The 11331-nt window shown below is 68.8% G+C and carries 7 protein-coding genes; 5 read left to right on the top strand and 2 right to left on the bottom strand.

What is annotated here, in order from left to right:
• Positions 1-74: 74 nt before the first annotated feature.
• Complete coding sequence (gene otsB / locus ON22_RS22990) at positions 75-4064, top strand: trehalose-phosphatase (RefSeq protein ID WP_051157987.1); 3990 nt, start codon at positions 75-77, stop codon at positions 4062-4064.
• A gap of 81 nt (positions 4065-4145) precedes the next feature.
• Here otsB and ON22_RS22985 read toward each other — a convergent pair whose 3' ends face one another.
• The gene (locus ON22_RS22985) at positions 4146-5141 is read right to left on the bottom strand and encodes an Acg family FMN-binding oxidoreductase (protein ID WP_033242916.1); all 996 of its coding nucleotides are present in this window, start codon (positions 5139-5141) and stop codon (positions 4146-4148) included.
• A 219-nt stretch (positions 5142-5360) separates the two neighbouring features.
• On the opposite strand from ON22_RS22985, the gene ON22_RS22980 reads away from it, so the two are divergent.
• The 4 genes from ON22_RS22980 to ON22_RS22965 all read left to right on the top strand — a co-directional run bounded on the left by ON22_RS22980 (position 5361) and on the right by ON22_RS22965 (position 10465).
• Complete coding sequence (locus ON22_RS22980) at positions 5361-5915, top strand: flavodoxin domain-containing protein (RefSeq protein WP_033242917.1); 555 nt, start codon at positions 5361-5363, stop codon at positions 5913-5915.
• Positions 5916-6010: 95 nt separating this feature from the next.
• On the top strand, positions 6011-6916 hold the full coding sequence (locus ON22_RS22975) for a universal stress protein (RefSeq protein ID WP_033243132.1): 906 nt from the start codon (positions 6011-6013) through the stop codon (positions 6914-6916).
• Between the two features lie 14 nt (positions 6917-6930).
• Positions 6931-7845 (top strand): universal stress protein, encoded by a 915-nt coding sequence (locus tag ON22_RS22970; RefSeq protein WP_033243133.1) that lies wholly within the window; start codon positions 6931-6933, stop codon positions 7843-7845.
• A gap of 25 nt (positions 7846-7870) precedes the next feature.
• Positions 7871-10465 carry a cation-translocating P-type ATPase gene (locus ON22_RS22965; protein WP_051157974.1) on the top strand — a complete coding sequence of 865 codons (2595 nt, stop codon included), beginning with the start codon at positions 7871-7873 and terminating at the stop codon, positions 10463-10465.
• Positions 10466-10511: 46 nt separating this feature from the next.
• Here ON22_RS22965 and ON22_RS22960 read toward each other — a convergent pair whose 3' ends face one another.
• A complete protein-coding gene (locus tag ON22_RS22960; protein WP_033242918.1) occupies positions 10512-11093 on the bottom strand; it encodes a CBS domain-containing protein in 582 nt (193 codons plus the stop codon).
• Between the last annotated feature and the right edge of the window lie 238 nt (positions 11094-11331).

The following is an 11331-nucleotide window of genomic DNA, read 5'->3' as shown; positions in this document are numbered from 1 at the left end:
CCGTCTCCGAGTCTGTGCGGGCTCGCGGTGCACCGGTTGACGACTTCTTGCCCTATCCGCCGGCCACCGCGGTGGTGCAGGCTGACGAGGTGACCAACGGTGCAGACACCGCGACCGTGATCGACACACGTCGCTACGACGCCGTCGTATTCGACCTCGACGGCGTCGTCACCGACACCGCGTCGGTGCACGCGGCGGCGTGGACCGAACTGTTCGACACCTACCTCGACCGGCCCGGCGCGACCGCGGGCCAGGACCGTTCGCCGTTCACCCCCGACGACTATCTCCGCCACGTCGACGGCAAACCGCGCTACCGCGGCGTCGCCGACTTCCTGGCCTCCCGCGGCATCAGCCTCCCGTGGGGCGAGCCCACCGATGCTGAGACCGCGGAGACAGTGTGTGGACTGGGCAACCGCAAAGATCGCCTGTTCCGCGAGCGGGTCGTCCGCGACGGCGTGCGCGTGTTCGAGACCACGGTCTCGCTGATCCGGCGGGTGCGGTCACTGGGGATGGCGACCGGCGTCTTCTCCGCCAGCCGCAACCTCGACTACCTCCTCACCGCCGCCGGGCTCACCGAGGTATTCGACGCCCGCATCGACGGAATCGACGCCGAACAACTCGGTCTCGCGGGCAAACCGGACCCGGCGACCCTGCTCGAGACCTGCCGCCGGCTGGACAGCGCACCGGACCGCACCGTGGTCGTCGAAGACGCGGAAGCGGGTGTCGCGGCCGGCCGTGACGGCGGTTTCGGGCTCGTCGTCGGCGTCGACCGCGGCGGACACGCCGACCGGCTGCGGGCGTGCGGCGCCGACATCGTTGTCGACGATCTGTCCCGGATCCGAGCCCGCGGCGGATTCCGGCGCGTATCCGATGTTCCCGATGCCCTCGCGTTCTGGTCGCGCATCACCGACCAGCTCAGCGGCGAAACCCCGGCGGTCCTGCTCGATTTCGACGGCACACTGTCCGATATCGTGCCTGAGCCGGCCGCCGCCCACCTCGTCGCGGAGATGAAAGACGTGCTCGAAGAACTGGCGGCGCGCTGCCCCGTCGCCGTCATCAGCGGACGCGAGCTCGACGATCTCCGCGGCCGCGTCGACGGTGCCGGGCTCTGGTACGCCGGCAGCCACGGATACGAACTACTCGCCCCCGACGGCACCCGCCATACCGCCGCGATCCCGGCGGGCACCGAGCAGGCGCTGGCGGAGGCGGCGGACAAGCTGCACCGCGATTTGTGCGATATTCCGGGTGTGCTGGTCGAGCACAAGCGGTTCGCGGTCGCCACCCACTACCGCAACGTCGCACCCGGCGATATCGGCCCCGTCGTGGCCGCGGTACACGCCGCGGGACGCGCGCACGGACTGCGGGTGACCGGCGGCCGCAAAGTGATCGAATTGCGGCCGGACACCGACTGGGACAAAGGCGCCGCGCTGCGCTGGATCGTCGAGCGCCTGCCCGGCGCGGTGTTCCCGGTCTACATCGGCGACGACCTGACCGACGAGGACGCCTTCGACGCCGTAGAAGCCGACGGGCTGGGCGTGGTGGTCCGCAGCAACGAAAGCATCACGCGCGCAACAGCGGCCGGATTCTCCCTAGCCGAACCCACCCGGGTCCGCGATTTCCTGCATCGGCTCACCCGGTTGCTGGCCGCCGGTGCCGAGGCCCCGGTGCCCCCGTCGTGGACGATCACCTTCGACGGCTACGACCCGGCGAAAGAAAAACTGCGCGAAGCGTTGTGCACTGTCGGCAACGGTTACTTCGCCACCCGCGGCGCGGCACCGGAATCGGTGGCAGGTGATCTCCACTACCCGGGCACCTATCTCGCCGGCCTGTACAACCGGCTCCACGACCGCGTCGCCGGCCGGGAGATCGACAACGAAAGCCTGGTCAACGTCCCGAATTGGCTACCGGTGACCTGGCGCATCGGCGACGGCGACTGGTTCGATATCGACCGCGCCGACCTGCTGACCTACCGGCAACAGCTGGATCTGCGCCGGGCAGAACTCGTGCGCTGCTTCCGGTACCGTGACGCGCAAGGCCGCATCACGGACGTCACCGAGCGCCGCTTCGCCGCCATGCACCGCCCGCACCTGGGCGCGCTGCAGACCACGATCGTCGCCGAGAACTGGTCGGGACCGATGCAGATCCGCGCAACCGTCGACACCGCGATCGCCAACACGCTCGTGGCCCGCTACCGCGGACTGTCGAGCAAACACCTGACCACAGCCCACGGCAGGCAATTGTCCACCGACGCGGTCCTTGTCCGAACCCGGACGAACGCGGCAGGGCTGCCGCTGGCGATGGCCCTGCGCACCGTGGTGCGCAAACATGGTGATGCCCTCGAAGCCAAGCGACGATACCTGCACCACGACGGTGCGTTCGGACACCAGTTCAGCCTCGATATGGCGGCGGGAGAACCGATCTCGCTCGAAAAGACCATGGCGGTATCCACCGGCCGCGATCCCGCAACCGGCGACCCCGGCGAGGCCGCGGCCGGCCGGCTCGACGAATTCGCCGGCTACACCGAACTCCGCGCGGGCCATATTCTGGCGTGGGACCGGATCTGGGCGCGGCTGCGCATCGACCTCGACGGCGCGACCCACCCGGTGCAAATCGTGCGCCTGCACCTGCTGCACGTCATCCAGACCCTGTCCCCCAACACCGTCGACCTCGATGTCGGTGTCCCGGCGCGCGGGCTGCACGGCGAAGCGTATCGAGGACACGTGTTCTGGGACGAACTGTTCATCTTCCCCGTACTCAACCCCCGCTTCCCCGCGCTGACCCGATCCCTGCTGCGATATCGCTACCGGCGCCTACCGCAGGCACGGCGCGACGCAGCGCAGGCGGGATACGCCGGGGCAATGTTTCCCTGGCAGTCCGGTAGCGACGGCCGAGAGGAAAGCCAGCGCATGCACCTCAATCCGCTGTCGGGGCGCTGGAATCCCGATCCCAGCCATCGTGCCCACCATATCGGCAGCGCCGTTGCCTACACGGTCTGGCAGTACTATCAGGCCACCGGCGATATCGATTTCCTCACCGAATACGGTGCCGAGATGCTGGCCGAGATCGCCCGCTTCTGGGCCAGCCGTACCGAATTCGACCCCGACCGCGGCCGCTACAGCATCCGAGGCGTCATCGGCCCCGACGAATTCCACTCGGGATACCCGCACGCCCCGCAGGACGGTATCGACGACAACGCCTACACCAACATCATGGCGGCCTGGACAATCCTGCGTGCCCTCGACGCCCTCACCGCACTGCCGCCACTGTCGCGGGCAGAGCTGCTGGACGCACTGTCGCTGACACCGGACGAGCTGCAACGCTGGCAGGATGTCGTGCACCGGATGTACGTGCCGTTCCACGACGGTGTCATCAGCCAATTCGACGGCTACGACCGGTTACGCGAGCTGGACTGGGAGCACTATCGGCGCCGGTACGGCAATATCCAACGGCTCGACCGCATCCTGGAAGCAGAAGGCGAGAACATCAACAGCTACCGCGCCGGGAAACAGGCCGACGTCCTGATGCTGTTCTACCTGTTCTCCGCCGATGAGCTGCGGGCACTGCTCGACCACCTCGGCTACGCCCTGCCACCGGAGATGATCCCCCGCACCGTCGAGTACTACCTGTCCCGCACCTCCCACGGTTCGACACTGAGCGCTCTGGTGCACGCCTGGGTTCTGGCGCGTGCGCATCGCGAACGGGCCGTGGAGTACTTCGAATCGGTCCTGGAATCCGATATCGCCGATATCCAAGGCGGCACCACGGCCGAGGGCATCCACCTCGCTGCCATGGCCGGTAGCGCCGACCTGCTCCAACGCTGTTTCACCGGCCTGGAAATGCGCGAGGACCAACTCGTCTTCTGCCCCTCGTGGCCACACGCGCTGGGGCCGCTGTCGTTCCCCATGGTGTACCGGGGCCACCGGCTCACGGTGCACGTCAGCGGCCAGGGCGTGGAGCTCGGCTCCCATCCCGGGCCCGCGGCACCGATCACCGTCACCTGCCGAGACGAAAGCGTCGAACTCGCCGCCGGAAACACAGTGCGGTTTCCCAACGCGGCGTGCTAGCGGCCACGACAGCGCAGAGAGCCGGGGCCCGCCGGAGGACAGCGCGCACCCCGGCATTCCCGATTCACGACGGCGTGAAGCTCACCGCGTCGCGGACTCCTCGGTGGTCAGTATCTCGCGCAGCGGAAGCCGAGGTGTCGGTGCCGGCGGCTGGTCTCGGTGCGGTATGGCACCGACACGGACCAGAACTTGGGGCATCCTGCGGCCTCCGATCAGCTGACGGACCACTTCGCGGCTGCGCGCCACTTCGGTCAGGTTCGTCAGCGGGCAGGTGGCATACCCGGCGAGGGTGGATTCGAGCAGCACGGTGGACAGCACCTCGCCACAGCGCACGATCTCCTCGGCAGTGTCTCCCAAGGTCGACAGGACCAGTATCGCGGCATGGTCTTCGGCCTGTTCGAGGGTTCGGCCCGCCTCGTCGGGGGCGGTCGGGAATCGCCTCCCGACCGCAACCTGCTCTTGCTCGCCCGGGGAAACCAGCGCACTTTTCGGGATACCCGCGGCACTGACGACATGGCCGGTCCACCAATGCAACTCGGCGTGGTATCCCGAGTCGTATCGGCGCAAGGACGTGGTCATCTGCGCGGCGTGGGCCAGGTCGGCCCGGCTGTCCTCCGGCAGAACGTCCACCACGGCGTCGTCAGGATCGAATGTGGACCGCAGAATCGTCTCGAAATCGGCCCAGCCTGCGGGCTCCCCGAACGGCAGGCGGTCGGTGTAGCGGCTACCGACCGCTTCCGCACGCGCACGGTCGCCCTCGGTGATGATCGCTGCACGGCGAAAACCGATCGTCGCCAGATGATCACGGTTGTTCGGGTTGGGAAAGCGCGCCACCGACAGCCGCCATCCCGCAGCGGCCATCGCCACCCGCAGATGGTCGAGACCGGCGCCGCAGCTGAGCAGCATCTGCCGGCCGCCGGTATCGGTCGTCGGCAGCATCCGCTCCGGCACCGCATACAAGCTCAATGTCCTACCATCGAATACCCAGCGCCACGGCTGGCTGTTGTGCAGCGACGGAGCCCGCCCCGCGAGATGCACAGCCCGCTCGACCACCGCTCCTGACGGTCCATCGTTCATACCTCTGACGGTAGGAAATCCGCTGCGCCGAGACAGGTGCCATTGGTCCTTGATCCACCTCACCGGGCAATCAGATTACGCGACACCGACCCGGCGACATGCCCCGGCAGAGCCGATATTCGGCGGATCGGGTCTGGGCGGTATCCGGGTCGATGGTCCCCCGGTCCGGGGCCTGATGACCCTGCGCGCAGGCACCGGTGCAGCACCACACTCACTGGTATGACATCGACCATGCGCAGGGTGGCGGTCATCTACGCGACCGAGCAGGGAAGCACCCGCGATATCGCCGAGTTCATCGCCGCTGAGCTGGCCGAACGCGGTGCCCGCGTCGAGATGCACGATATCGACCACGCACCCGCTCCCGGGCAGGTCGACACGGTGATCGTCGGCAGCGCTGTTCACAACATGGATCTGTTACCGGCGGCTGCGGCCTACCTCGAACGCAACCGGGCCGAACTGGCGTCCACCGATGTCCGTCTGTTCACCGTCGGCCTCGGACCGGCGTTGCGCGGCCCCATCGGCCGCCGGGTCGGTCGCATGGTGCCCAAGAAGATCGCCGCGCGTCGAGACGCGGTGCATGCCCGCGACTACCAGGCATTCGCCGGCACCTACGAACGTCAGGGTGTGTCGCTGAAGGCGCGCATCCTCTACCGGCTCATGGGCGGTGGCCGCTACGGCGACCTGCGTGACTGGGCCGCGATCCAAACATGGTCGGCCGGTATCGCCGATTCACTCGGGCTGCCCGCGGCACGAACCCACACCATCCACCCGTGATCGCTTGCCCGGCGATCCCGGCGAGCACCGAACGCCTGGTTGGCCGGCCCGAAGGGCGCGGTTCCTCGCGGTAGGAGCGGAAAGGAGTGCCGTCGATGACCGAGGACCACGGCGACCAGGACACCGCAGCACCGATCGTGGCCGCCGTCGACGGCTCACCGACCTCCTACCGGGCGGCGGCGTGGGCCGGGCTGGAAGCGCACTTGCGGGCCCGCCCGCTGCATCTGCTGCTGTCCACCGCACGGATCCCGGCGCTCGTCCAGGCGAGCCGGCCCGCCGAAGACCTGTACTCGATCGCGGAGGACACCGTCGCCGAAGCCGCCCGCATCGCGCAGGCAGCCGCCGGTCACGACCCCTTGACAGTGAGCACCGAGGTGACATCCGAACTGATCACCCTGGCCCTGCTGGACCGGTCGTGGTCGGCGTGGATGGTCGTGGTCGGCAGCCGCGGCCGCGGCGGCGTGGCACCCACCGTGGTCGGATCGCTGAGCGCTGCGGTGGCCGGGCACGCCCGCTGCCCGGTCGCGGTGATCCGTGATCTCTCCGGCACCGACGCGGTGTCACAATGCCGGCCGGTACTGGTCGGGGTGGACGGGTCTCCGGACAGTGCGACAGCATTGGAGCTCGCCTTCGAGGAAGCGGCGTGCCGTCGAGTAGCGCTCGTCGCGGTCCACGCATGGAGCGATACCAGCGGGATCGACGTGCACACCCATTGGGAACGCGCCCGCGCGGACGAGGAGGACCGCTTCGCTCAGCAGCTTGCCGGCTACGCGCAGCAGTATCCCACCGTCCCGGTCGAGCGAGTTGTCACCTCCGATGCGCCCGCACGCAGCCTGCTCACCGAATGCGAGCGCGCACAACTGGTCGTGGTCGGCAGCCGCGGGCGCGGCGGCTTCGCCTCGATGGTGCTCGGCTCCACCAGTGTGGCCCTGTTGCATGCGGCGGAGTGCCCGCTGATCATCGCACGACATCACCCGCCCGACCCCGCATCGCCTCGGTGACAGAGGAGCAGAGTATGTCCGAATCGGAGCGCGAACCACTCCCGCAGGGTGTGCCTCGGATACTGGTCGGCGCCGACGGGTCCCCCACCTCCTTGCGGGCAGTCGCCTGGGCTGCTATAGAAGCGGGACTGCACCAGTGCGAACTGCACATCCTCACCGCGGTCGGGGTACCGAGCGGATTCGGGCCCGGAGCTGTACTCGGTGACGCCGAACGGCGGGCGATGCGACGCGACGGCGAACACATCACCAGCGAGGCTGCCCACGTGGCGCGCACCGCAGGCACGGACCGCCCACCGGTGTCCGTCACCACCGAGGTGACCGAAGAACTGCCCCCGCATGCGTTGCTCACCCGCTCCGCGCAGGCGCGGATGCTGGTGGTCGGCAGCCGCGGAATGGGCGCGTTTTCCCGCGGCCTGCTCGGGTCGGTCAGTACCACTGTGGCCCGCCACACACACTGCCCGGTCGTGGTCGTGCGTTCGCCCGCCGTCCTCGACGCGGTCACGGTGCGCCAGCCGGTTCTCGTCGGAGTCGACGGCACCGACAACAGTGCCCCCGCCGTCGCGGCGGCCTTCGACGAAGCATCCCGCCGCGAGACAGGGCTGATCGCACTGCACGCGTGGAGCGACACCAGCGGCCTGGAAGTCCCGGTCCGCGGCTGGGATGCCGCCCGCGCCGAAGCCGAAGCCGTACTCGCGGAAAGTCTCGCCGGCTACGCCGAGCAGTTCCCCGACGTCGAGGTCGAACGCATCATCACCGCCGACCGGCCGGTGCGCTCACTGCTCGACGCCTCGGCCGGGACTCAACTGGTTGTGGTCGGCAGCCACGGTCGCGGCGGCTTCACCGGCATGCTGCTGGGCTCCACCAGCAACGCCCTACTACACGCCCTGGACACCCCGCTTCTCATCGTGCGCTCCCGCACCGACGGATGAACCCACACGCCCTGGAGACGGGCCCATGTCACTGAACGAAAGCACCGCCGTCGCGGCCACCACCGGGCTGACCGCTGCGCAGGCAGCGCAACGGCTCTCCGCTGACGGACCCAATATCTTGCCGCAACGCCCACCGACCCGATGGTGGCAGCGCGTGCTCACCCAGTTGCGGGATCCGCTCATCATCGTCCTGCTGATCGCCGCGCTCCTGACGGTCCTCACCGGTGACTGGGCCGATATGACGATCATCCTGACCGTCGTGGTGGTCAACACTGTGGTCGGTGTCGCCCAGGAGATCCGGGCGGACCGTGCGATCGCGGCGCTGTCGGAGCTGACCGCACCCACCGCCCGGGTGCTGCGGGACGGAGTGCAGCGCGAGATTCCGGCGGCCGAGGTGGTCGTCGGAGATCTGCTGGTGCTCGGTGAGGGCGACATCCTGGCCGCCGATGCCACCGCGTGCACCGCTGAATCGCTGGCCGTCGACGAATCGGCGGTCACGGGGGAATCCGTGCCGGTGGACAAGAACCTCACCACAGCATCCGGCCTGTCCGCCGGCACGGTCGTGGTCCGCGGCCGCGGCGCCGCAGTGGTCACCGCGACCGGCGCCGCCAGCGCTACTGGGCAGATCGCCCACCTTCTCGACCGAGGTCACGCCTCCACACCGCTGCAGCGCCGCCTCGCCGGGTTCGGGCGGCTGCTGGCCGCCGTGGTCATCGTCTTGTGCGTCCTCGTTCTGACCTTGGGGCTGTTCCGCGGCCAGCCGGTCGAACTGATGGTGGTCACCGCGATCAGCTTGGCGGTGGCCGCGGTCCCGGAATCGCTGCCGGCCGTGGTGACCCTGAGCCTGGCGCTGGGCGCCCGGCGCATGGCACAACGCGCAGCGCTCATCCGGCACCTGCCCGCGGTGGAAACCCTCGGCTCGGTGACAGTGCTGGCGACCGACAAAACCGGCACCCTGACCGAAGGACGTATGGCGGCCCGCCGGATCTGGACCCCGCACACCCAGGCCTCGGTCACCGGCACCGACTACAGCCCCACCGGTGCCGTGCTCGCCGGTGACCGGCAACTGCGCCCCGACGACCGGCCAGCCCTCACCGAACTCCTCGCGGCAGCCGCCCTGTGTAACGACGCACGCCTGATGCCGGCCGACGACGGTGAGCCCGGAGAATGGGTGGCGCTGGGCGATCCCACGGAACTGGCATTGCTGTCGGCGGCGTTGAAGCTCGGTCTCGACACCGACGAACTGCACACCCGGATGCCACGGGTCGCCGAACGACCATTCGACAGTGACCGCAAACGCATGTCGACAGCCCACCGCGACCCGGCAGGGGGCTACCGCGTCATCTGCAAGGGGGCACCCGAAGCGGTCCTGACCGCACCGGTCCTCGATGACGATCCGCGGCAGCTGAGCCAAGCCGCCGAGCAAGCCGAACGCTGGGCCCGAGACGGTTTCCGCGTGCTCGCCGTGGCCGACGCGCACCGGGCCGACGCCCCGGCCTCGGGCGAGGAAACCATGGAACAGCACCTGCGGTTACTGGGTTTGATCGCCATCTTCGACCCACCCCGGACCGCAGCGGCAGCCACCATCGCCGCCTGCCGCAAGGCCGGGATCCGGCCGGTGCTGATCACCGGCGATCACGCCGGCACAGCCCAGGCGATCGCGACCCGCCTCGGGATCCGCGGCCCCAGCGAGCCGGTGATCGACTGCCGCGCAACCGTTCGCGACGAAGACCTGGTCACCGGCACCGTGTTCGCCCGCGCGACACCCAGCGAGAAGCTGACGATCATCGACGCCTTACACCACGACGGTCACGTCGTGGCCATGACCGGTGACGGTGTCAACGACGGGCCCGCGCTCCAGGACGCCGATATCGGGGTCGCGATGGGCAGCCGCGGCACCGAGGTCGCCCGCCAAGCCGCCGACCTCGTGCTCGCCGACGACAACCTCGACACCGTCATCGTGGCGGTGGAGGAAGGCCGCCGAGTGTATGACAACATCCGCCGATTCCTCGTCTACGGACTCTCCGGCGGAGCGGCCGAGATCGCGGTCATGCTGCTCGGGCCCTTCTTCGGGCTTGCCCTGCCCCTTCTTCCTGCCCAGATCCTGTGGATCAACCTGCTCACCCATGGACTGCCCGGGGTCGCGCTCGGCGGCGAACCCGCCGAACCCGACGCAATGAACCGGCCACCGCGCCCACCCACCGAAACCATCCTCGGCGCCGGGTTGTGGCAGCGGGTGATCCGGATCGGGATCGCGCTGACCGTGGTGACGTTGGGGGTGGCCGTCTGGGCCGACCACACCGGGCGCCCGTGGCAGAGCATGGCGTTTCTGGCCCTCGGGATGACCCAACTCGGCGTGGCACTGGGCTCACGCACACGGGCGCGTTCGCTGGCCAACCCCATGCTCTTGGTGGCCGTGGGTGGCGCGCTCCTGCTGCAGTTCGCGGGTCTGTATCTGCCCTTGCTGCGTGAGCTTCTCGGAACCGAACCCTTGGCCGCCGGTGACCTGCTGATCGTGAGCGCGGTCTCGGTTCTCGGTTATGTGGCCGCCCGCCTGGACCGTATCCTTCATCCACCGAAGCGCCGCACCGCACCGTTCACCACGGTCGCGGATCGTTGAGCCCATACCGACGCAGCCCTCCGCCCCGGGGTTCGCACCCCGGAGGTCATTGATCCGATGGGATCGCCGCGGTATCCACCACATGAACCTCGCCGACACCGGGGATCGTGCGTGTAATCGCCGCCAGCACCCGCTGCTCGGCCTCGTCCGCGCAGATCCCGCGGATCGTGACATCGCAGTCGACGACCTCGACATCCCACTGCCGGTGACTACCCGAATAGTCCTCGAGCAGCGAATACACGCGCGCCTCGAGCGCCTCCTCGTCCCGTGCCAGCGCCCGCAACAGATCCCGGCGGGCCACGATGCCGACCAGCACACCCGCCTCCACCACCGGCACCGACCGCCTGTGGTGATCGAGCATGACCTTCACCATCTCGGGCACCTCCGTGGTCGGCTCGACCACCTGCACCGGGGTCGTCATCGCCACCTCCACGATGCCGGCCTCCCGACCGGATTCGATCGCGGCCATCGCATCGGACTCCGACAGCATGCCCACCACACGCTCTCGCTCGTCGACGACAGGTAGCGCAGCGAAACCATGCCCGGTCAGTAACGCCACAGCGTCGGTCAGTGCCGTGTCTCGCCGGACCGTAATCACCGGTCGGCTGAGGATATCGCGTGCACGCATTCGAGATCACCTCATCGCAGGCTGATCGGTTGAGGACCGCCCGATGCCGTTCGAGGCCTTCGCCGTAGCTGGTCACCACGGGGCACCGGTCTTGTCTCCAGGCTCGTCGCCTGCTATCGCCCCCACCAGTGCGCAAATACCTCATCGCAGGGACCAAAGTCAGTCCGGAACCCGCTGCTGCGCCGCAGTGGTCGGGCACCGGGAGCACACCTGCGGTATCGCGCTCACACGATCGCAG

The organism is Nocardia carnea NBRC 14403 (genome assembly GCF_000308515.1).
Taxonomy (GTDB): Bacteria; Actinomycetota; Actinomycetes; order Mycobacteriales; family Mycobacteriaceae; genus Nocardia; species Nocardia carnea.
Note: the sequence above shows the minus strand (reverse complement) of the source record. Positions and strands in the feature narration are given on the sequence as shown.